We start from the raw sequence: 22229 nt of genomic DNA, 5'->3' as shown, positions 1-22229 counted from the left end.
TTAGCGCCTGGCTGTCGGCGGCCGGTCGTAGCCGAGCCGGGCCAGGGTGTCTACGATGGTCTGGGTCTGGCTGTCGACCTCAATGTTCACTTTCTGTCCTTGCTCCGCACTCCCGAACGTGGTCGCGCGCAGGGTTTCCGGAATCAGATGCACGTTAAACCGGTTGTCCCGAACCTCGCCGATGGTCAGGCTGGCGCCGTTGATGGCGATATAACCTTTCGGGAACACGTACTTCTGCCATTCTGATGGAATCTCGAACCACAATGTCACGTTATTCTCGGGCCGAATGATGTCCACCAGGGTAGCCGTGGTGTGAACATGGCCGCTGAGCAGATGCCCGCCGATCTCATCGCCAATGCGGGCCGCCCTCTCAAAGTTTACCGTATCTCCGGGAGACAGCTCTCCCAGTGTGGTCATGCGCAGGGTTTCCTGCATGGCGTCAAAACACAGGTGGGTTCCGTCCTGGCGAGTGACTGTCAGGCAGGTGCCGTTGATCGCGACTGAGGCCCCGATGGTTACGCCTTGAACCCGTGCATCCGGAAAGTCGATAACCAGGGTGTTCAGGCCCGGTGATGCAATAATCTCGGTGACTTTGGCGATACCCTGAACAATTCCGGTAAACATAGTGATGCTCCTGAACCCTGAATGATGGAGCAAGGATACCGGTGGCCGGATCGGTTGCCAAGAAAGCCAGCTGGGCAAGCGTCGGCAAAGAGGACATTCAAGAAACAGTCGTAATGGCCGATACTTGCAAAAGGAACGAACCGATAAGGTGGCCTCATGGCTGAGCAAAGAGCGCAGAACCTGACAGACGATGCCAATGCCCCAGGCGCGGTCCTGAGGCCGGGCCGTGCGGCAGATCCTGCTCCTGAGGCTCCGGGAGCTGCGCTGAACGCGGCTCAGCGCACCGCAGCGCTGCAAGCCTCGGAGGCCGAGAGAGCAGCGTCTGATGACGCCCCGGAGCCTGCTGAGCAGCAGGCCAATGATGATCGGGGCGAGGGTGCAGACAGCGAATCAAAGGGCAATGTTGAGCAGGCGCTGGCGGAATCCAAGCAGCGCAGACTCAGGCTGGTGTTGCGTCAGTGTGATCGTGTGCTGTTGATGGATTTCGACCTGTTGTCCATGTCTGACTGGCCAACCAACTACCAGATGGCTGCCGCCCGCCGCAGTCGCGATCTGTGGGTATTCAGCGCACTGGTGGCAGCAACCATTTTTCTGTCCGGGCTCACGGGCTTTATTCCGGCCTGGATTGCCGGTGGTGGCTTTGGAGCCTTCGTGATCATCCTGTTGCTGGGGGTGCCGATGATTCGGCGGATCTACACCGAGAAACCGTCCTATCTGGACCTTGTGGTTAAGCGGCAGCGCCTGCTGCGTGATGCTCGGAAGCACGTCGAGCATCTGGAGGGCAAGGAAGGGCTGGTTTGGCAATGCGCCCGGATGGCGGACTATAACCCTGCGCTGAAGCATCCCAGGTTCAGCGATATTATTCGCTTGAGCGAGCAGAGGGTGCTGGCGAAACATCTGGTCAGAAGAGAGTATGTGCGCCTGTATCTGATTTATATGCTGGAAGCGGAAAAGGCATACAGTCGGGTGCAGCAAGCATTTTTTGACGGCAATCAGGAGGCCATCGACAAGGGCTGGCAATCTGTTGCTGCGCTGCCGGTTGAGCGAACTTGACATGGCGAGTCTTCAAACGTATGTTTCAAACAGACGTTTGCTAGAGGCACTGAAAACAACATGGCGCAGTCTGATACCGTTGACCGCATACTCGACGCTGCCGAGGAGCTGTTTGCCGAGCGTGGGTTCTCCGAAACATCACTTCGGATGATTACCAGTAAGGCTAAAGTAAATCTGGCCGCTGTCAATTATCACTTTGGGTCTAAAAACGCGCTGATCCACGCGGTTTTCGCCCGATTTCTGACGCCATTTTCGGCGACCCTGGAAACTGCCTTCGACGATCTGGAAGAACGGTGTGATGGCAATCCCCCCACGTTAAACCAGACTCTTTGGGCGCTCACTGAGAGCGCGATACGAATGCCCCAGCGCAATGAGCGTGGCATCTCCATCTTCATGCGTTTGCTGGGGCTTGCTTACACCCAGTCCCAGGGCCATCTGCGAAAGTTTCTGGAGCAGGAATACAGCCAGCCGTTTGGCCGGTTCATGCGGCTGCTCAAAGAAGCCACACCGGAGCTCACCGCTGTTGACCGTTACTGGCGTATCCAGTTTATGCTGGGAGCTACGGCGTTCACCATGTCCAGCAGTGATGCCTTGCGGGATATTCTGCAGAACAAATTGGGTGTTGAAACCTCCGTGCAGGAGATTGCTGCCAGGCTGGTGCCGTTCCTGGCCGCCGGCATGCAGGCGCCCGATAAATTGCTGGCTCCGCCACCTGAGAGCAAAGTCTCTGTTGCCTGAGGTTCCCCGCCTCGGGTAGGCTTCCCTCTGGTTTTTAACCGGAGGGAGCCGTGTCCCTTGTGAATACCCCATCCAAACCTGTCTCGCACATTGAGGTTTCCATTGCCGATCAGACTTTGGTGCTGGTGGGCGCGAACGGGCAGGCGTTAGCCCGCTACTGGATATCCACAGCGCTGAATGGCCCCGGTGAGCAGAACGCCAGTGGGTGCACACCGCGGGGTGAACACTACGTTCGCGCCATGATTGGTGATGGCCTGCCGCTTAACACGGTGTTCATAGCTCGCAGGCCGACCGGTGAGGGCTATTCACCGGAGCTGGCTGCGGCGCACCCGGAGCGGGACTGGATACTGTCACGTATTCTCTGGTTGTGCGGCCGTGAGTGGGGGCGTAATCGCGGGCCGGGCGTTGATACATTTCGCCGTTTTATTTATATCCACGGTACTCCGGATTCCGAGCCGATGGGGGTTCCCCGCTCCCACGGATGTATTCGCATGCGTAACCAGGATGTTGCAGACCTGTTTGAGCGGGTCGTACCCGGCACGCGGGTCCTGATTCACTAATTACTGTCATTCAGAGGGATACGATGATCGGAGAAGCATTAAGCATGTTGAACAGCTGGATAAAAGAATTCGGAATGCTTTCGGAGGGATGGCGCGCCGGTATTCTGATCTTCATGCTGGTGTTTGCAACCGCCACTGCGGCATTTATTGCATCCCGAGTGATCGTTGCTCTGGAGAACAAGTTCAGCGCAACCCGTAACCTGTGGGATGACGCGATTCTGCACGCCGCGCGCAAGCCGGTCGTGGCGTTTGTCTGGCTGCAAGGGGTCTACTGGGCCGCGGAGGTTGCCCACCACTTCTCCGATGCCGAAATCTTCAAGGCGAACGGCACGCTGTTGCAGATCGGGTTTGTCTGGGTTCTGGTCTGGGCGATGCTCAGGCTGGTCAAAGAGGCGGAGAAAATTCTGGTCTCGCCCATGAAAATGCGTAAACCGATGGACTACACAACGGTGAATGCGATCAGCAAGCTGCTGCGGGCGGTTGTGATTATCACCGCGGTTCTGACGGCATTGCAGACCCTCGGGTTCAGTATCTCCGGTGTTCTTGCTTTTGGTGGTGTAGGTGGTATTGCCGTCGGTTTTGCGGCGAAAGACCTGCTGGCCAATTTTTTTGGTGGCTTTATCATCCACCTGGACCGACCCTTCAAGGTGGGCGACTGGGTGCGTTCGCCAGACCGGAATATTGAGGGCACGGTGGAGCACATCGGCTGGCGACTCACAACGATTCGTACCTTCGACAAGCGCCCCCTCTACGTTCCCAATGCGGCCTTTACCACCATCGCGGTGGAGAACCCCTCCCGCATGACCAACCGTCGCATTTTCGAGAACATTGGTATTCGTTACGCAGACGTCCACTCCATGAGGAAAATTGTGGATGAGATCCGTAACATGCTGAAGAATCATGAAGATATTGCGGCCGATGAGACGTTGATCGTGAATTTCCTGGCGTTTAATGCATCATCCCTCGACATCATGGTTTATACCTTTACCAAAACCACCCAGTGGGTCCGGTTCCATGAGGTTAAAGAGGATGTTCTGCTGAAAATCAGTGACATCATTGAAAGCCATGGTGCCGAAGTGGCCTTCCCGACACGTACCCTGCACTTGCCGGACGGTGTGAAAGTCAGCGGTGACAATCTCAAGCGATCAGCGTCCGAACCAGCGAGCGAGGGCGGCCGTGAGAAAGACTCAGGAACACAGGCGGAGAAGCAGAATGACAACAGTCGCTGATAACAGGCCGGTCGGCATTATTGGTGGGACCGGGCTGACCAGCCTCAGTGACCTCACCATTGTGGGCGAGGAAAATGTTTCCACCCGATGGGGGGAGCCGTCCTCTGCGCTGGTTCATGGTGTGCTGGGGCGTCAGAAGGTGATTTTTCTGGCTCGTCACGGCAACCCGCACCGGATTCCGCCTCACCAGGTCAACTACCGGGCTAACATCCAGGCGCTTTACGATGCCGGCGTCAGAACCCTGGTGGGTGTCAACGCCGTTGGTGGTATTCATCGTGACATGGGGCCAGCCCACGTGGTCATTCCCGATCAGTTGATTGACTACACCTGGGGGCGACCGAGCACTTTCTATGAAGGGGACCTGGAACATGTCACCCACATTGATTTTACCTGGCCTTACGACAGGGACGCCCGGCAGCTACTGGTAACCACTGCGGGCGAGGCGAGCGTGCCATTCTCGGATTTTGGGGTATACGGCGCGACCCAGGGGCCCCGGCTTGAAACGTCCGCAGAGATACGCCGAATGGAGCGTGATGGCTGCGATATCGTTGGCATGACCGGTATGCCAGAAGCCGTGTTGGCTGCTGAGCTGGGGATGCGTTACGTGAGTCTGGGCCTGGTGGTGAACTGGGCGGCGGGCAAATCCGAACACATCATTACCATGGCCGAAATTGAGGAGGCCATTGAGCAGGGGATGTCCGGGGTGCGGTTGATCCTCGAGCGCTCAGTGGCCGACCTGGGCCAGCTTGGGGTGCTCACTCCACCCGCTTGAAAAATACCAGCACGCCGATAGTGGGGGAGTCAATGAAGTGGATTTCCTCACTGCGCATGCGGCGGGTTTCCCTGATCCAGGTAATCAGTTGAAGCGGCGCGGCCGGGGTAGCTGTCTCAGGCAATCCGAAAGTAGCTTCGTTGCCGGCGTCAGACCATTCGCCAGCGGCATCCGGAACGCCGGCCTCGCCCGCGTAGTCTGACTCATGGTGCGTTGTCTGGAGGATTCTCGGCGCGCTTTGGTCAATCATCCAGTGGTTCAGGTGAACGCCTACGTGCAGGAACCGCTGGCGGTCAATGGTGATGTGACCTTCCACTGCCCGCTGGCCGGCTTCCGGCAGCCAGTCGCCCAACGCAATCTCCAGCGGCTCGCCGTCGTAATCGGGTGGAAACGACTGGTACCAGCCGGTGACCGCCAGCACCCGATAGTTGCCGCTGTTTTCAAGGCGGCGGGCGGCCTGATTCAGATGCAGCTCGCCCTGCGGTACCAGTTGCAGATCAGATTGCCGGCTGCCGTCGGCCTGATTTACCCAGAGGGCTTTGACTGGCCGAGTGGTTGGCTCAACCTGTTTGCCCGACATTTTCTCTTCAATGCCGGATGGGTCTACCAGTCTTTCCAGGATAACTAATTCAGCCCGGTAGTAGTCCCGGGGTGCGTCGCCTGACTGGCTTTGCGCCATCAGGGCGGTCGGGGCGAGCATGAAGACCGCTACCAGAAGGGCACCAACCACTGTGTGCCGTAAACAGAAATGCTGGGCTTTCAAGAGTCTTACTCCACCTGAGTCGTTGTTTGCTCACGACGCCTTGGCTGGCTTGGTATCCGGCGTCAATTCCGTGAGCATGGCTGCAATGGCGTCGAGTTTACCACTGGTTGAATCATCATTCAGCCGGAAGCGGAAGCTGTTGGCGCCTTCCAGCCTGTAGGTATCCGGTGCGGATTGCACTTTTTTAACCAATGCCAGAGGATCTACCGGTGTGCTTGCACCAAACTCCAGGCGCACCCACTCCTTGCCAGCGTCCACTTTGCCGATGCCCAGGGCCTCGGCTTTAAGGCGCAGGCGGGCCTGGTTGACCAGATTCCTGGCCGGTTCCGGTAATAATCCGAAGCGGTCGATCATCTCAACCTGAAGTTCTTTTAATTCGTCTTCGGTCTGCACGCTGGCAATGCGCTTGTACAGCATCAGGCGGTTGTGCACATCCGGCAGGTAGTCGTCGGGAATCAGCGCCGGGATGCGCAGGTTCATTTCGGTGCCGTGGCTGAGTGGCAGCTCCGCATTAGGGGTGCGGCCCTCGCGAATGGCTTTCACTGCCTCATCCAGCAGTTGCATGTAGAGAGTGAAGCCAATACTTTCGATTTGCCCGCTCTGCTCTTCGCCCAGCAGCTCTCCGGCACCCCGGATTTCCAGATCATGGGTGGCCAGCATGAAACCGGCACCCAAATCCTGAGCCTCGGCGATGGCGTCAAGGCGTTTTTTGGCGTCGTTGGAGATGCTCTTGGGCGGCGGCGTCAGCAGGTAGGCGTAGGCCTGGTGGTGCGACCGGCCAACCCGGCCGCGCAACTGGTGTAACTGGGCCAGGCCAAACTTGTCGGCCCGCTCGATGATGATGGTATTGGCACTGGGAATATCAATACCGGTTTCCACAATGGTGGTGCACACCAGCACATTGAATCGCTTGTGGTAAAAGTCGGACATGATCTGTTCCAGCTGCCGTTCCCGCATCTGGCCGTGGGCCACGCCAACCCTGGCTTCGGGGATCAGCCTGCGCAGATCTTCAGCGGTTTTCTCAATGGTCGACACATCGTTGTGCAGGAAATACACCTGGCCGCCCCGCAGGATTTCCCGCAGGATCGCCTCTTTTACCATGGCTTCTTCCCTCTGGCGCACAAAGGTTTTGACCGACAGTCGGCGGGCAGGCGGGGTGGCGATGATAGACAGGTCCCGAAGGTGGCCCATGGCCATGTTCAGGGTTCTCGGAATCGGTGTGGCGGTCAGTGTGAGCATATCGACTTCTGCCCGCAGGGATTTCAGTCGTTCTTTTTGCTGAACACCGAACCGGTGTTCTTCATCAATGATCACAAGGCCCAGGTTCTTGAACTTCACGTCTCCCTGCAGCAACTTATGGGTGCCGATCACAATGTCGGCCTTGCCTTCCTCGATGGCTGCCATGGCCTTGGTGGTCTGGCTGCCGCTGCGAAAACGGCTGAGCAGTTCCACAGTGACAGGGGTGTCGGAAAAACGATCCCGGAAGGATTCGTAATGCTGTTGGGCCAGCAGGGTAGTGGGCACCAGCACAGCCACCTGCTTGCCAGACCAGGTGGCGAGGAAGGCCGCTCGCATGGCAACCTCGGTTTTGCCGAAGCCGACATCGCCGCACACCAGACGGTCCATGGGGCGCTCGCCGGTCATGTCTTCGAACACCGCCTGTATCGCTACCTGCTGATCGGGTGTTTCCTCGAACGGGAAGCCGGCGGCAAAAGCCCGGTAAGCCTCTTTCGGGTCTTCAAACTGAAAGCCTTTGCGGGCTTCACGGCGGGCGTAAACGTCGAGCAGTTCGGCGGCGGTGTCACGAATCTTCTCCAGAGCCTTCTGTTTGGCCGTGCTCCAGCGGTCGGTGCCCAGTTTGTGCAGTGGGGCGTGCTCTTCGTCGGTACCGGCGTAGCGGGAAATCAGATGCAGGCTGGAAACGGGAACATAGAGTTTCGAGCCGCCGGCGTATTCCAGGGTCAGGAACTCATCGGCCTGACCGCCAGCATTTATGGTTTCCAGGCCTTTGTAGCGGCCAACCCCGTGGTCAATATGCACTACCGGCGAGCCGATACGCAGTTCGGACAGGTCCCGGTAACCGTGGTCGTCCACTTCCGTGGGTTTTTCCCGTCGGCGCCGTTGCAATACCCGCTCGCCGAACAGAGCGGTTTCGGTAACCAGGGCCAAGTTCTGCTCCGGCAACACCATGCCCTGCTCCATGGGCGCGATGGTGATGGCCAGTGTCACGTTATTGCTTTGGGTGAACTCCTGCCAGCCACTGACGGTGGCAGGCTTCAGGTTATGATCCCGCAGGTTCTCGATCAGGGCTTCCCGCCGCCCCGAGGATTCGGCGCAAATCAGAACGCGCCCCGGGAAATCTTTGATAAAACGCTTGAGACGCCCGGCAGGGTCGGCCGCACGGCCATCCATAGCGACATCCGGCAACGGCGTCGCGCCACAATTGGCGGTGCCGGCGCCGTCTATGGCATCAGGTGTGCAGGTCACCCGCGGATAGTGTTTGATCTGTCCGAACACTTCGTCCTGAAGCAGGAACAGCTCGGCGGGCGGCAGGATCGGCCTGAGTCGGTCATGCCGGCGATCCTCGTGTCTGGCGCGGGTTTCCGAATCGAAGGCGGCAACGGCGTCATTAAGGCCATCTGCGGTAAACACAAGGGTGGTTTCCGGCAGGTAATCGAACAGGGTGGCGGTCTGGTCAAAGAACAGCGGCAGGTAGTATTCGATGCCCGGCGGGGTAATGCCGTTGCTTACGTCCTGATACACGGGTGCATCTTTGTCGGCATGGGGGAAATGCTCGAACCAGCGATTGCGGAAGCCGGACCGGGCCTCCTTGTGCCATGGGAACTCGTGTGCCGGCAGCAGCTCGATCTGCTCGATGCGATCGATGGAGCGCTGGGTTTCCGGGTCGAAGGTCCTCAGGGTTTCGATCTCGTCGTCAAACAGATCTATCCGATAGGGGAGGTTTGAGCCCATGGGATAGATATCCAGAATCGCCCCCCGCACGGCGTATTCGCCATGTTCATACACGTTTTCCGCATGGTGATACCCGGCGGCTTCCAGGTGCATACGCCAGCTGTCAATATCCAGGCTCTGGCCCACTTTCAATAACAGGGTATTGCCCTGAAGGTGGCTGGGTGGTGCCAGCCGGTGCATCAGCGTTCGGGCAGGCACCACCAGAATGCCGTGGCGGGTGGAGGGCAGCCGATGCAGGGTTCGGATGCGCCGGGAGGTGATGTCCTGATGCGGTGAAAACAGATCGTAGGGCAGGGTTTCCCAGTCCGGCAACGACAGCAGTTCCAGCCCATCGTCAGTCACCGTGGCGCCGTCTTCCTCCGGTGGCAGGTGAAGGAAGAACCGGATAGCTTGCTCCAGGCGAATGGCTTCATCGGTGCTTCGGGTAACCACCAGTGTCAGCCCTTTGTGCTGTCTCGCGCTCTCGCAGATCGCCAGGGCGTCACTGCAGCCGTGAAGCTGGCCCCATTTGCGGTGGTCGGCACTTTTGTCCGGCAGCGTCGGGGCAATCAACGGGGCGGGCGAGTCTGCACGGGCTGTACCTTGGGACATGAGCTGTCAAATCTCCTGAATTGGCGCGTCTGGAACAGGGCGGCGCTATTCTAGCGTTCGGGGGTTTCAGTGTCATGGCTGGTGCCGACAAATCGCTATTTGCCGTAAGGCGTCTTAAGTTGGATAATGTGCGCCTCAAAATTATTCCCAGTGCTATACGAGGTTCCAACCGTGAGTCACGAACAAATCAACCAGCACCTGTCCAACTGGACAGATAGAGAGTCCACTGCCGAAGCGATGATCCCGCTGATTGGCCGCCTGTACCGCAAAAACAACGTTGTTACGTCGGTTTACGGCCGGGCGATCATCAACCAGTCAGTCATCGACATCATCCGTGCACATCGTTTTGTTCGTCAGGTTGAGCACAGTGAATTGTCCGTTCACGACACGCTTCCCATCCTGCAGGCCATGGACAAGCTGGATCTTGGCCGCGCTCACGTAGATATTGGCAAGCTGGCGGTCAAGTTCAAGGCTGAAGGCGGTGATCTCACCGAATTCCTGAAGCGTGAAATCGGCCCCGTGGTTGGCCAATACGCCAGTCAGTCAGAACAGGACGCCCAGAACGAAACCAAAGATGTGGTCCTGTATGGTTTTGGTCGTATCGGCCGACTGCTGGCCCGCATCCTGATTGAGAAGGCTGGCGGTGGTAACAATCTGCGCCTGCGTGCCATCGTGGTTCGTCAGGGCGGTGCCGAAAACGATCTGGAAAAGCGTGCCAGCCTGCTGCGCCGTGACTCTGTGCATGGTCCCTTCGATGGCACCATCACGGTGGATGAAGAAAACTCCGCCCTGATCGCCAATGGCAACTTTATCAAAGTGATCTATTCCGATGGCCCGGATAAAGTGGATTACACCAGCTACGACATCCACAACGCCATTGTGATCGACAACACCGGTAAGTGGCGTGACGAAGCCGGGCTTGGTCTGCACCTGAAGTCCAAGGGTGTGAGCCGCGTGATCCTGACTGCGCCAGGCAAGGGTGACATCAAGAATATCGTTTATGGCATCAATAACGACTGGATTACTGACGAAGACAAGATCCTGTCCGCCGCTTCCTGCACCACCAACGCCATTACCCCGGTACTGAAGGCGATCAATGACGAATACGGCATTGAAGATGGCCACGTTGAGACCGTTCACTCCTACACCAACGACCAGAATCTGATCGACAACTACCACAAGGGTAGCCGTCGTGGTCGCAGTGCAGCACTGAACATGGTTATCACAGAGACAGGTGCGGCCAAGGCTGTTGCCAAGGCGCTGCCGGAGCTCAAAGGCAAGCTGAGCGGTAATGCTATCCGGGTGCCGACGCCGAACGTTTCCATGGCCATCCTGAACCTGAATCTCAAGTCCGACGTGGATGTAGAGAAGGTGAACGATTACCTTCGTGACATGGCTCTGCACTCTGAGCTGCAGAAACAGATTGATTTCGTGAATTCCCCGGAAGTGGTATCCACCGATTTCGTAGGCTCCCGCCACGCGGGTATCGTGGATGCTCAGGCCACCATCGCTAACGGTAAGCGCCTGATTCTGTACGTTTGGTACGACAATGAGTTCGGTTACAGTGCTCAGGTCATCCGCTGCGTTAACCAGATGGCTGGCGTAACCTACCCGATCTTTCCGAAGCGGGCGCGAGACTAAAGTCTAAGCCTGTTCGTAGGCAGATTGGTTCAGAAGGCCCCGATAGCGCATGCTGTCGGGGCTTTTTTACTTCGCTTGAGGGATGAAACCATTTTCCTTACCGGTGGAAATAGGATTCCTTAATCTCTATAATTGGCGCGATTTTGGGTATGTCTGGCACCCATATTCTCACCCCCGAGTGGCGGGGCCGGGCGTTATAAATCCACAGAATAGTTTCTGATGATTGGATGAGGCTAATGATCAAGATCAAAAAAGGCCTGGATCTTCCCATCAGCGGCGCTCCCGAACAGACCATTACGGACGGCAAACCGATTCGCCACGTGGCGTTGATCGGCTTTGACTACAACGGCATGAAGCCGACGATGGCTGTGAAAGAGGGAGACCGTGTCAAGCGCGGTACGCTGCTGTTCACGGACAAGAAGACCGAAGGCGTTCGTTATACCTCACCGGCAGCCGGTGTGGTGAAAGAAATCAATCGCGGTGAGCGTCGCGTGTTCCAGTCTGTTGTCATCGAGGTCGATGGCGATGACGCGGAAACCTACGCCCGCTACAACGATGCCGATCTTGCCGGCCTGGAACGCCAGCAGGTTGTTGATAACCTGGTTGAGTCCGGTCTGTGGACAGCGTTCCGCACCCGGCCATACAGCAAGGTTCCGGAGATTGACACCGCGCCCAACTCCATATTTGTCTCTGTCATGGATACCAATCCGCTGGCAGCAGACCCTACCGTTATCATCGGTGAAAACAGCAAGGCGTTCGAGAAAGGTCTGACCATTATCTCCCGCCTGACCAACGGCAAGGTCTTTGTTACCGGCAAACCGGGATCAGATGTGTCTGTCCCTAACGCGGATAACATCGAAGTACACCAGTTTGACGGTGTCCATCCTGCCGGTAACGTAGGTACCCACATCCACCACCTGGACCCGGTTTCGGTCAGCAAGACAGTCTGGAGCATCAATTACCAGGACGTGATCGATATCGCCAAACTGTTCGAGACCGGTGAAGTTCCGGTTGAGCGCATTGTGGCCATCGGTGGCCCGAAAGCCCTGAAGCCGCGCCTGGTTCGTACCCGCCTGGGTGCCAGCCTGCCGGAACTGCTGGATGGCGAGATCGACACTGACTGTGAAGTCCGTGCCATTTCAGGCTCGGTGTTCGGCGGTCGTCGTGGTGACGGTCCCTGTGCCTACCTGGGTCGTTTTGCCAACCAGGTGTCGGTGCTGGAAGAAGGCACCAAACGTGAGTTCATTGGCTGGCTGTCTCCGGGCACCAACAAGTTCTCAGTGCTGAACATCTACCTGTCCAAGCTGGCGGGCGGAAAACTGTTCAACTTCACCACTACCACCAACGGCAGTGAGCGAGCCATGGTGCCCGTTGGCGCCTATGAGCAGGTGATGCCCCTGGATATCCTGCCAACCCAGCTGCTGCGCGCGCTGATTGTTGGGGATACCGAAGTGGCACAGAAGCTCGGTGCTCTGGAGCTGGATGAAGAAGATCTGGCGTTGTGCACCTTTGTGTGCCCTGGCAAATATGAATACGGTCCGATTCTCCGCGAGAACCTGACCCGAATCGAGATCGAGGGCTAATACGATGGCTATCCGACAGTTTCTCGATGGAATCGAGCATCATTTTGAAAAAGGTGGCAAGTACGAGCGCTGGTACGCCTTGTATGAAGCCGTTGATACCATTTTCTACACTCCTGGCAAGGTAACTTCCACTACAGCTCACGTGCGTGACGGGGTAGACCTCAAGCGCATCATGATCACTGTGTGGTTGTGTACTTTCCCCGCCATGTTCTTCGGTATGTGGAACATTGGTTTTCAGGCCAATAATTTCTTGGCAGCCAACCCGGATGCCATGATTGCTGACGGCGGCCTGCGTGAAGCCTTTATCACCGCTCTGGCCGTGACCGGTTCCGGTGCCGGCTGGTGGGATAACTTCGTCTACGGTATGGCCTACTTTATTCCCATTTATGCCGTCACCTTCGTGGTTGGTGGTTTCTGGGAAGTGCTGTTCGCCACCGTGCGTCGTCACGAAGTGAATGAAGGCTTCTTCGTAACTTCTGTGCTGTTCGCACTGATCTGCCCGCCTACCATCCCGCTGTGGCAGGTGGCCCTGGGCATCACCTTCGGTGTCGTTATCGGTAAGGAAGTGTTCGGTGGTACCGGCAAGAACTTCCTGAACCCGGCCCTGACCGGTCGTGCTTTCCTGTACTTTGCCTATCCGGCGCAGATTTCCGGCGACACCGTCTGGACTGCGGTTGATGGCTTCAGTGGCGCAACGGCTCTGAGCTGGGCTGCGTCTGGCGGCCTGGAAGCACTGGAAACCCAGATTGGCTGGATGAATGCCTTCGTGGGCAACATCCAGGGTTCGATGGGTGAGACATCCACCATTGCCATACTGATTGGTGGTCTGATTCTCCTGGCCATGAAGATCGCCTCCTACCGCATCGTTGGGGGGGTGTTGATCGGCATGATCGGTATGTCGCTGCTGTTAAACATCGTCGGTTCCGAGACGAACCCGATGTTTGCTATTCCGGCACACTGGCATCTGGTTATGGGTGGCTTTGCCTTCGGCATGATGTTCATGGCGACAGACCCGGTATCCGCGGCAATGACCAACACCGGTCGCTGGATGTTTGGCATTCTGGTCGGTGTGATGACTATCCTGATTCGTGTGGTCAACCCGGCTTTCCCGGAAGGTATTATGCTGGCCATTCTGTTCGCCAACCTGTTCGCCCCGCTGATGGACCACTACGTGGTTCAGGCCAACATCAAACGGAGGCTCGCACGTGGCTAAGAAAAAAGAGACGGTCGGAAAGACCATTCAGGTCGCTTTCGCCCTGTGTATCGTTTGCTCCGTGATCGTGTCTGCTGCAGCCGTATCCCTTCGCCCGCAGCAGGCCCTGAACCAGGAGCTGGACATCAAGTCCAACATTCTTCAGGCCGCCGGCATGGCTGAGCCTGGTGCCAATCGGGCTCGCATCGAAGAGCTGTTTGGTCAGTTTGAGCCGCGCTTGGTTGACCTGCGCACTGGTCGGTTCACCACTCCGGAAGAGCTGGGTGTGCCAGATGTGCTGAGCTATAACCAGTACCGCGCTGCCGGTGACCCGAACATGTCTACCCGCCTGTCGGGTGAACAAGATACCGCTAATCTGCGTCGCCGCGCGCACGCAGCCACGGTTTATATCCTCGAGGAAGGCGGTGAGCTGGTTCGTGTGGTGCTGCCGGTTCATGGTCCTGGTCTGTGGTCCACCCTCTACGGGTTCATTTCACTGGAAGGTGACCTGAACACCATCGAGGGTCTGGGCTTCTATGACCACGCTGAGACACCCGGTCTGGGCGGTGAGGTAGACAATCCCCGCTGGAAAAGCCAGTGGGTTGGTCAGAAGATCTACGGTGATGACAAGAGCGAGCCCCAGATCCGCCTGATTAAAGGTGGTGCCAACCCGGACAGCGAACATCAGATTGATTCCCTGTCTGGTGCAACGCTGACGGCTCGTGGTGTCGAGAACCTGATCAACTTCTGGATGGGCGAGAACGGTTTCGCGCCGTTCCTGAAAAATCTGCGCGACGGGGAGGCCTGATCATGTCTGACGTATCAGCCAAGAAGGTTCTTTTTGAACCGATTTTCAGTAACAACCCTATCGCCCTGCAGATTCTTGGGATCTGTTCGGCGCTGGCGGTAACGACCAGCCTGAGCGTGACGCTGGTTATGTGTGCTTCGGTTATCGCGGTAACCGGGTTTTCAAACCTGGCGGTATCTCTGATTCGTACCCAGATTCCCAACAGCATTCGGATCATCGTACAGATGACCATCATTGCGTCGCTGGTAATCGTGGTCGACCAGGTACTGAAAGCTTATGCCTATGAAATCAGCAAGCAGCTGTCGGTATTCGTTGGTCTGATCATCACCAACTGTATCGTCATGGGCCGAGCCGAGGGCTTTGCCATGCAGAACCCGCCGATGCTGAGCTTCCTGGATGGTATCGGCAACGGCTTGGGATACTCCATCGCGATTCTGTTCGTAGCGTTCTTCCGTGAGCTGTTTGGTTCCGGTGAACTGCTTGGTTTCACCATCCTGGCATCCGTGAACGATGGTGGCTGGTATGTGCCGAACGGCATGATGCTGCTGCCGCCGAGTGCGTTCTTCATCATCGGTCTGGGCATCTGGGCACTGCGTACCTGGAAGCCGGATCAGGTTGAAGAGCCAGATTTCAAGATGTCAGCTCATAAAACCCGGGAGGCCTTCTAATGGATCATTATCTGAGTCTTCTGGTTACGGCGATCTTCGTTGAAAACCTGGCGTTGGCGTTCTTCCTGGGGATGTGTACCTTCCTGGCGATCTCCAAGAAGGTGGAAGCGGCGATTGGTCTGGGTATTGCCGTGGTTGTGGTGCTGACTCTGTCTGTGCCGGTAAACAACCTGATCTTCAATACCGTTCTGCGTGAAGGTGCTCTGTCCTGGGCGGGTCTGCCAAATGTTGACCTGAGCTTCCTGGGACTGCTGACCTACATCGGTGTTATTGCGGCACTGGTGCAGATTCTTGAGATGGTTCTCGACAAGTACATCCCGTCGCTGTATGCAGCGCTGGGCGTGTTCCTGCCGCTGATCACCGTTAACTGTGCAATCCTGGGTGCGTCACTGTTCATGGTTGAGCGTGACTACAACTTTGGTGAGAGTGTGGTGTACGGCTTTGGTGCCGGCGTTGGCTGGGCCCTGGCCATTGGTGCCCTGGCAGGTATCCGCGAGAAGCTCAAGTACAGTGATGTTCCCGATGGCCTTCGTGGCCTTGGTATTACCTTCATCACTGTCGGCCTGATGTCGCTCGGCTTTATGTCGTTCTCCGGCATCTCGCTGTAATGCGCACCCGGATCATCGGATAACTACGAGAAGGCGAGACCATGAATACAGAAATTATTCTTGGCGTGGTCATGTTCACCGTCATCGTGCTTGCACTGGTGGCGGTGATCCTGGCAGCGCGCTCAAAACTGGTCAGCACCGGCGACGTCACCATTGAAATCAATGACGACCCGGAACACACCATGAAAACGGAAGCAGGTGGCAAACTGCTCAACACCCTGGCGGGTAACGGCATTTTCCTGTCGTCTGCCTGTGGTGGCGGTGGTACCTGCGCCCAGTGTAAATGTAAGGTTCTGGAAGGTGGCGGTGCCATGCTGCCCACTGAAAAGACCCACTTCACGAATCGTGAAGAAAAAGAAGGCTGGCGCCTGTCGTGTCAGGTTCCTGTGAAGCAGGACATGAAAATTGAAGTGCCGGAGGAGTTCTTCGGTGTGAAGAAGTGGGAGTGCGAGGTGGTGTCGAACCACAACGTGGCCACCTTCATTAAAGAGCTGGTGCTGAAGTTGCCCGAAGGCGAGGAAGTGGATTTCCGCGCCGGTGGTTACGTGCAGCTTGAGTGCCCTCCCTACGAGATCGATTTCAAGGACTTCGATATCGAGGAAGAGTTCCACGAGGACTGGGACAAGCACGATATCTGGCGCTATAAGGCCATCAACAAGGAAGACACCATTCGTGCATACTCCATGGCGAACTACCCGGAAGAGAAGGGTCTTCTGAAGTTCAACATCCGTATTGCGACACCGCCTCCGGGAACGAATCATCCGCCGGGCATCATGTCCAGTTATGTGTTCAACCTGAAGCCGGGTGACAAGGTCACTGTAATGGGGCCGTTCGGTGAGTTCTTTGCGAAGAAGACCGATGCTGAAATGGTATTCATCGGTGGTGGCGCGGGTATGGCACCCATGCGCTCTCATATCTTTGACCAGCTCAAGCGTCTGAATTCCAAGCGCAAGATCAGCTTCTGGTACGGTGCACGTAGCGTTCGAGAAATGTTCTATGTGGAAGACTTTGATGGTCTGGCCGCTGAAAACGAGAACTTCGAGTGGCACTGCGCCCTGTCGGACCCGCTCCCGACCGACGACTGGGATGGCCCTACCGGCTTTATCCATAACGTGTTGTACGAAAACTATCTGAAGGACCACCCGGCTCCGGAAGATTGTGAGTTTTACATGTGTGGGCCGCCAATTATGAACGCGTCCGTTATCAAGATGCTGAAAGATCTTGGTGTCGAAGACGAAAACATCATGCTGGATGATTTCGGAGGTTAACAGGCTCAGATGACATCCCGCATGTTTGAACCCGTCAGGGTGGTCCTGGTCAGCGTCTTCATGACGCTGGCCGTGGCTGCCCTGGCGGGTTGCTCGTTTCAGGAACAGGAAAAAGTCTGGGAAATTTCCGGAGGTATCTTCGGAACGACCTATCACATAAACGTCGTATTGCCAGAAGACAAGGAACGCCTGCAGACTCTGGCTCAGGGTATTCAGAGAGAGCTCGAAGCGGTGGATGCTTCCATGTCGACCTGGAAACAGGACTCGGAGCTGTCTCGATGGAATCGCAAACCGGATCAGACTGAGTGGACGGAACTTTCCCCCGCTTTGTTTGAAGTGATACAGCGCTCCATTGAAATTGCCGAACTGTCCGATGGGGCGTTCGATATCACTATTGGTCCTGTGGTCAATCTCTGGGGCTTTGGCCCGGATGCGAGGCCTGAGACCGTGCCACCGGATACGGTGCTTGAGGAAGCGTTGGCAGGCATCGGATACCGTTATCTGGAACTGAACGCCGAAACCATGGCTTTGCGGAGTGCCAAGCCCCAGTACATCGACTTATCCGGGATTGCCAAAGGCTATGGCGTCGATGTGGTGGCCCGTTACCTGGACCGTGAAGGTGTGCAGGCGTACCTTGTTGAGATAGGCGGTGAGGTGAGGGTGAATGGCCGTAAGCCCGACGGCGGCGCCTGGCGCCTGGCGATCGAACAGCCATCGGAGGGCGCGCGTCAGGTTAATAAGATTGTCGCGATGGACCAGCATGCGATGGCAACCTCTGGTGACTATCGTAACTATTACGAATCGGATGGTGTGCGCTATTCGCATACAATAGATCCATCGACCGGTAAGCCGATAACGAACAGGATGGCGTCTGTGACGGTGATTACCGAAGATTGTATGACAGCAGATGCTCTGGCCACCGCATTCACAGTGATGGGGTTTGAGCGGGCAAGGGCGCTGTCAATACGGGAGAATATTCCCGCTTATTTCATTGTACGGGGTGAGAACGGCTTCGAGGTGCATGAAACACCGGCTTTCTCTTCCTTCGTGGTTCAGTAAAGGAGGTCAGTATGGGTACCTTTCTTCTGGTTTTGTTCATTGTCGGCATTCTGATTGCAGGCATGTCCATTGGTGTCATTTTTGGTCGTAAGCCAATCAGTGGCACTTGCGGCGGTATCGGTGCCCTCGGCATCAGCCAGTCCTGCGATATTTGTGGCGGTAATACTCAGAAATGCGAAGAAAGCCGCAGCGAGACCGGGGCCTCTGAGAGCGGTGAAGACCTGGCCTACGACGCCTCGCGCACAGAAAAGTAAGCGACACTCATCAATAAATAAAACTACGCATTCTTTGACGTAGATAAGGAGTCACTGCGCACATGGCAGAGCATCATTACGACGTCGTCGTGATTGGCGCCGGCCCTTCTGGTGAAGGGGCGGCAATGAACGCGGCCAAGCACAACAAGCGGGTCGCCATCATTGAAGACAAACCGACGGTGGGCGGTAACTGCACGCACTGGGGCACCATTCCATCCAAGGCGCTGCGCCACTCGGTGAAGCAGATCATCACCTTCAATACCAACCAGATGTTCCGGGATATCGGCGAGCCGCGCTGGTTCTCCTTCCCGAGGGTGTTGCAGAACGCCCAGAAGGTCATTGGCAAGCAGGTGAAACTGCGCACCCAGTTTTATTCCCGTAACCGGGTAGACCTGATCAACGGCCGTGCTTCGTTTGTTGACACCCATCGGCTGGAGATCCGTGGCAACAAGTCCGTTGAGACTATCCACTTCAAGCAGGCCATTATTGCTACTGGCTCCCGTCCGTATCTGCCGCCGGATGTGGATTTCCGCCATCACCGGATTTACAACTCTGACTCCATCCTGAACCTGTCCCATACCCCGCGCACCCTGATTATCTACGGCGCCGGTGTTATCGGTTCCGAGTACGCCTCCATTTTTGCCGGGCTGGGTGTAAAGGTTGACCTGATCAACCCGGGCAGTCGCCTGTTGTCATTCCTGGACGACGAAATCTCCGACGCGCTCAGCTACCACCTTCGCAACAATGGCGTGCTGGTTCGCCATAACGAGCAATACGAATCGGTGAAGGGCGACGACCATGGTGTGGTGTTGTCGTTGCAGTCCGGCAAGAAAATACGGGCCGATGCCTTCCTGTGGTGCAATGGCCGCAGTGGCAATACCGAAAACCTGGGACTGGAAAACGTTGGTCTGGTGCCGAATGGTCGTGGCCAGCTGGCGGTGGATGACCACTACCGTACCGAGGTGGAGCACATCTATGCAGCGGGCGATGTCATCGGTTGGCCGAGCCTGGCCAGTGCTGCTTATGACCAGGGCCGTGCGGCATCATCAGACATCACCCAGGACGAATATTTCCGCTTTGTGGACGATGTACCCACGGGTATCTACACCATCCCGGAAATCAGTTCTGTGGGTAAAACCGAGCGTGAATTGACCGAAGCGAAGGTGCCTTACGACGTTGGCCAGGCCTTCTTCAAGGATCTGGCGAGGGCGCAGATCACCGGTGAGGCGGTGGGCATGTTGAAGATTCTGTTCCACCGGGAAACTCGGGAGATTCTTGGTATTCATTGCTTTGGTGACCAGGCGGCGGAGATCGTCCATATCGGTCAGGCCATCATGAACCAGAAAGGTGAGGCCAATTCCCTGAATTACTTCATCAACACCACCTTCAATTACCCGACCATGGCGGAAGCCTACCGGGTAGCGGCACTGAACGGTCTGAACCGGATCTTCTGATCCGGCCAGTTTGTTCCCCGAGTTGGCACTAGGCCGGCTCGGGCGCTCCTTCTTTGGTTGGCAGGCTCAGAACCGCTCTGGCCCGGTTATCGAAGAACATCCGTGTGCTTGTGGGGTAGTCGGTAATAATGCTGTCTACGCCCATCTCCTCGAGCTTGAGCATGTCGTGTATCCGGTTTACGGTCCAGGTGGATACATGCATGTCGCGCTTGTGGGCCTGGGCAACCATGTCTACGCTCAGAATCTTCCAGTTTGCGCAAAAATACTCACAGCCCAGGCGGGTAGCCAGGTTCAGTGGTTTCGGGAACTTTCGCTCGGCCACAAGGCCAATCCGTATGCTCTTGTCCCGGCGCCTCAGTTCCCTGAGGAACCAGGGGTCGGATGAGGTAATCGCCGCGGTCTGGTAAAGGTTGCGGCGCTGGATTACTTCTGTCAGGCGATTGCAAAGAATATTCAGGCGGGCCCGGGAGTCCTTCTTCACTTCCAGTTGCAGGTGCTCCAGATCGTCAAACTGGTCGAGCAGGGTCTCCAGGGTAGGAATACCGGTTTTTCTGGGCCAGGCGCTGGTGTTACGCCGGGCGTCCATGTTGGCCAGCTCTGCTGCCGTGTAATGGCTTACATTGCCCTTCTGCCCGGTAGTGCGATCCACGGTCAGATCGTGTACCAGCACGGGCACGCCGTCTTTAGACAGCACCAGATCCAGCTCGAAATGCCGGATACCATGCCGATAGGCATGGATGAAACCGGGCATGGTATTTTCCGGGGCCTCACCTTTGGCCCCTCGGTGACCATAAACGATCATTCTGTGGTGCTGTCCTTGAGGTTCTGGTAAATGGCCTGGCGCTTTTTCCAGGTGTCGTGACACAGGCGAATGTCTTCCAGGTACGCCGGCAGTTCTTTCATCAGCAGCGCCTGGGGGCCGTCAACCAGAGCTTTCTCTGGTTTCGGGTGGAAGTCTACCAACACCATGTTGGCACCGGCAATCACGCCCTGGGCCGTCGCGTGCATGACATCCAGTATGCCATCCGGTGAGCGGTCCCGGCTGCCCACGGAGTGGGAGGGGTCCACGCACACAGGCATGCGGGTCAGGCGTTTTACTGCCGGTACGTGGGCAAAGTCGACCATGTTGCGGTGCGGTTGGCCGGCCTCTGTCTTCATGCCTCGCAGGCAGAAAATCACGTTGGCGTTGCCCTCGCTGGCCAGGTATTCCGCCGCGTTCAGGGACTCGTTCAGGGTAATGCCAAATCCTCGCTTCAACAGTGCCGGATAGGTTTTTTGGCGGCCAATGGCCTTCAGCAGTTCGAAGTTCTGGGTGTTCCGGGTGCCAATCTGCAGCATGACCCCGGTAGGCCGCCCCAGTTTCTCGAGGCAGTTATCGATCTCTTCGATATGGCTTTCGTGAGTGATCTCCATGGCAATGACCTTGATGCCATGCTTGCCGGCTTTCTCGAAGACCCAGGGCAGGCAGCCCTTGCCGTGGCCCTGGAACGAGTATGGGTTGGTGCGGGGTTTGTAGGCGCCCATGCGGGTACAGACTTCGCCGTTGTCTTCCAGTGCCTGCATCATCTGCTCAACGTGTTCCGGCACGTCTACCGCACACAGGCCGGCAAAGATGTTCAGATTGTTCTGGCTGAACTCTACGCCGTTGTAGGTAAAACCGCTCTGGCGGTGATCGTCTTTGTGGCGGCCCAGAATGCGGTAGTCATCAGAAATTCGGATGGCCCGCTCCACGGCGGGTAGCGCTTCAATCTCTTCTTTGTTCAGCGTTTTGGTATCGCCCAGCAGATAAATCTCCGTCAGCCGCTGGCTGGCACCCTGAACCTCGTGTACCCGAACACTGACATTGGGCAGGTTCTCCAGATAGTGTATGGTCTGGCGGTAGGCTTCACTGTCCAGTTCTGTGTTGGGGTGAAGAATGGCTAACATGGAATCTCCTTGGGGTTAACCGGCGGCGTCTTCCGCCCGGTGCCTGGCCTGCACGAATTCCCGATGATTAAGATGCAGCAGATCTGCAATCCGGCGAATAAGGTGTTCTTCGTATTTGTCTATTCGGCCGTCTGCCAGGGCTACCCGCCAGATGCTCTCCAGCAGGGCCTGTTTCTGGTTTTGGTCGAAGTGGTCGTTGATCTGCCCGGTAAACTCGTACAGTGACGTGGCATCTTCGGCGTGCTCAAGGGCATCACTCAGGATGTCTTCGGCTTCTTCGCGGGTTACTTGATGGGCTTGAACGGCGCAATCGACAATAATCTGCAGCTCTCGCTCGTCTTCGTGATTGTCCACACGGGCAAGCTGCACCATCAAGGCCGTAGCAGCCACCGCCAGTTGATGGGCGTCGGCTTGTACAGGCTCGGATTCCGGCACTGCAAACAGTTTTTTCAGGCGATCAATCAT

21 protein-coding genes are annotated in these 22229 nt (G+C 56.8%); 15 read left to right on the top strand and 6 right to left on the bottom strand.

All coding sequences use genetic code 11. The features are described from left to right. The gene (locus ABIE59_RS02085) at positions 1-624 is read right to left on the bottom strand and encodes a riboflavin synthase subunit alpha (RefSeq protein WP_354443806.1); all 624 of its coding nucleotides are present in this window, start codon (positions 622-624) and stop codon (positions 1-3) included. 156 nt (positions 625-780) lie between these two features. On the opposite strand from ABIE59_RS02085, the gene ABIE59_RS02080 reads away from it, so the two are divergent. From ABIE59_RS02080 to ABIE59_RS02060, 5 genes are read left to right on the top strand one after another with little or no spacing between them, the layout of a single operon-like run. After that, the gene (locus ABIE59_RS02080) at positions 781-1677 is read left to right on the top strand and encodes a hypothetical protein (RefSeq protein WP_354443804.1); all 897 of its coding nucleotides are present in this window, start codon (positions 781-783) and stop codon (positions 1675-1677) included. 60 nt (positions 1678-1737) lie between these two features. Further along, positions 1738-2415: a TetR/AcrR family transcriptional regulator gene (locus tag ABIE59_RS02075; protein WP_058090121.1), complete on the top strand. Its 678-nt coding sequence runs from the start codon at positions 1738-1740 to the stop codon at positions 2413-2415. A 59-nt stretch (positions 2416-2474) separates the two neighbouring features. Continuing rightward, on the top strand, positions 2475-2975 hold the full coding sequence (locus ABIE59_RS02070; protein WP_354444171.1) for a L,D-transpeptidase family protein: 501 nt from the start codon (positions 2475-2477) through the stop codon (positions 2973-2975). A gap of 23 nt (positions 2976-2998) precedes the next feature. Continuing rightward, entirely contained in the window at positions 2999-4204 is a 1206-nt protein-coding gene (locus ABIE59_RS02065) for a mechanosensitive ion channel family protein (protein WP_354443802.1), read from the top strand. Then, entirely contained in the window at positions 4188-4976 is a 789-nt protein-coding gene (locus ABIE59_RS02060; protein ID WP_354443800.1) for an S-methyl-5'-thioinosine phosphorylase, read from the top strand. The genes ABIE59_RS02065 and ABIE59_RS02060 overlap by 17 nt, the downstream gene beginning before the upstream one ends. Here ABIE59_RS02060 and ABIE59_RS02055 read toward each other — a convergent pair. After that, on the bottom strand, positions 4960-5739 hold the full coding sequence (locus tag ABIE59_RS02055; RefSeq protein ID WP_354443798.1) for a CsiV family protein: 780 nt from the start codon (positions 5737-5739) through the stop codon (positions 4960-4962). The genes ABIE59_RS02060 and ABIE59_RS02055 overlap by 17 nt on opposite strands. Positions 5740-5769: 30 nt before the next feature. Continuing rightward, complete coding sequence (gene mfd, locus ABIE59_RS02050) at positions 5770-9303, bottom strand: transcription-repair coupling factor (protein WP_354443796.1); 3534 nt, start codon at positions 9301-9303, stop codon at positions 5770-5772. Positions 9304-9474: 171 nt separating this feature from the next. On the opposite strand from mfd, the gene ABIE59_RS02045 reads away from it, so the two are divergent. The 10 genes from ABIE59_RS02045 (at position 9475) to sthA (ending at position 19838) form a co-directional block, all read left to right on the top strand. Beyond that, positions 9475-10944 (top strand): glyceraldehyde-3-phosphate dehydrogenase, encoded by a 1470-nt coding sequence (locus ABIE59_RS02045; protein ID WP_502915316.1) that lies wholly within the window; start codon positions 9475-9477, stop codon positions 10942-10944. 236 nt (positions 10945-11180) lie between these two features. Beyond that, positions 11181-12527: a Na(+)-translocating NADH-quinone reductase subunit A gene (locus ABIE59_RS02040; protein WP_354443792.1), complete on the top strand. Its 1347-nt coding sequence runs from the start codon at positions 11181-11183 to the stop codon at positions 12525-12527. A gap of 4 nt (positions 12528-12531) precedes the next feature. Further along, positions 12532-13740: an NADH:ubiquinone reductase (Na(+)-transporting) subunit B gene (locus tag ABIE59_RS02035; protein WP_072677624.1), complete on the top strand. Its 1209-nt coding sequence runs from the start codon at positions 12532-12534 to the stop codon at positions 13738-13740. After that, positions 13733-14527 (top strand): Na(+)-translocating NADH-quinone reductase subunit C, encoded by a 795-nt coding sequence (locus ABIE59_RS02030; RefSeq protein ID WP_354443789.1) that lies wholly within the window; start codon positions 13733-13735, stop codon positions 14525-14527. Before ABIE59_RS02035 ends, ABIE59_RS02030 begins: the two co-directional genes overlap by 8 nt. Positions 14528-14529: 2 nt before the next feature. Continuing rightward, positions 14530-15195 (top strand): NADH:ubiquinone reductase (Na(+)-transporting) subunit D, encoded by a 666-nt coding sequence (locus ABIE59_RS02025; protein ID WP_058090112.1) that lies wholly within the window; start codon positions 14530-14532, stop codon positions 15193-15195. Beyond that, a complete protein-coding gene (nqrE, locus tag ABIE59_RS02020) occupies positions 15195-15803 on the top strand; it encodes an NADH:ubiquinone reductase (Na(+)-transporting) subunit E (RefSeq protein WP_354443787.1) in 609 nt (202 codons plus the stop codon). Before ABIE59_RS02025 ends, nqrE begins: the two co-directional genes overlap by 1 nt. Before the next feature lie 41 nt (positions 15804-15844). Further along, positions 15845-17071 carry an NADH:ubiquinone reductase (Na(+)-transporting) subunit F gene (gene nqrF, locus ABIE59_RS02015; protein ID WP_061331858.1) on the top strand — a complete coding sequence of 409 codons (1227 nt, stop codon included), beginning with the start codon at positions 15845-15847 and terminating at the stop codon, positions 17069-17071. A 9-nt stretch (positions 17072-17080) separates the two neighbouring features. Then, entirely contained in the window at positions 17081-18130 is a 1050-nt protein-coding gene (locus tag ABIE59_RS02010) for an FAD:protein FMN transferase (protein ID WP_354443784.1), read from the top strand. A gap of 11 nt (positions 18131-18141) precedes the next feature. Next, positions 18142-18384: a (Na+)-NQR maturation NqrM gene (gene nqrM, locus ABIE59_RS02005; protein ID WP_152437793.1), complete on the top strand. Its 243-nt coding sequence runs from the start codon at positions 18142-18144 to the stop codon at positions 18382-18384. A gap of 62 nt (positions 18385-18446) precedes the next feature. Continuing rightward, positions 18447-19838: a Si-specific NAD(P)(+) transhydrogenase gene (gene sthA, locus ABIE59_RS02000; protein WP_354443782.1), complete on the top strand. Its 1392-nt coding sequence runs from the start codon at positions 18447-18449 to the stop codon at positions 19836-19838. A 28-nt stretch (positions 19839-19866) separates the two neighbouring features. Here sthA and ABIE59_RS01995 read toward each other — a convergent pair whose 3' ends face one another. The 3 genes from ABIE59_RS01995 to ABIE59_RS01985 are packed head-to-tail and all read right to left on the bottom strand — an operon-like array spanning position 19867 to position 22229. After that, positions 19867-20640: a glycerophosphodiester phosphodiesterase gene (locus ABIE59_RS01995; protein ID WP_354443780.1), complete on the bottom strand. Its 774-nt coding sequence runs from the start codon at positions 20638-20640 to the stop codon at positions 19867-19869. Beyond that, the gene (locus ABIE59_RS01990; protein ID WP_354443778.1) at positions 20637-21764 is read right to left on the bottom strand and encodes a 3-deoxy-7-phosphoheptulonate synthase; all 1128 of its coding nucleotides are present in this window, start codon (positions 21762-21764) and stop codon (positions 20637-20639) included. Before ABIE59_RS01990 ends, ABIE59_RS01995 begins: the two co-directional genes overlap by 4 nt. A 15-nt stretch (positions 21765-21779) precedes the next feature. Then, the gene (locus ABIE59_RS01985; RefSeq protein ID WP_354443776.1) at positions 21780-22229 is read right to left on the bottom strand and encodes a tellurite resistance TerB family protein; all 450 of its coding nucleotides are present in this window, start codon (positions 22227-22229) and stop codon (positions 21780-21782) included.

The organism is Marinobacter sp. MBR-99 (assembly GCF_040547575.1).
Lineage (GTDB): Bacteria > Pseudomonadota > Gammaproteobacteria > Pseudomonadales > Oleiphilaceae > Marinobacter.
The sequence above is the reverse complement of the archived record's forward strand: the minus strand, read 5'-3'. Positions and strand labels throughout refer to the sequence as shown.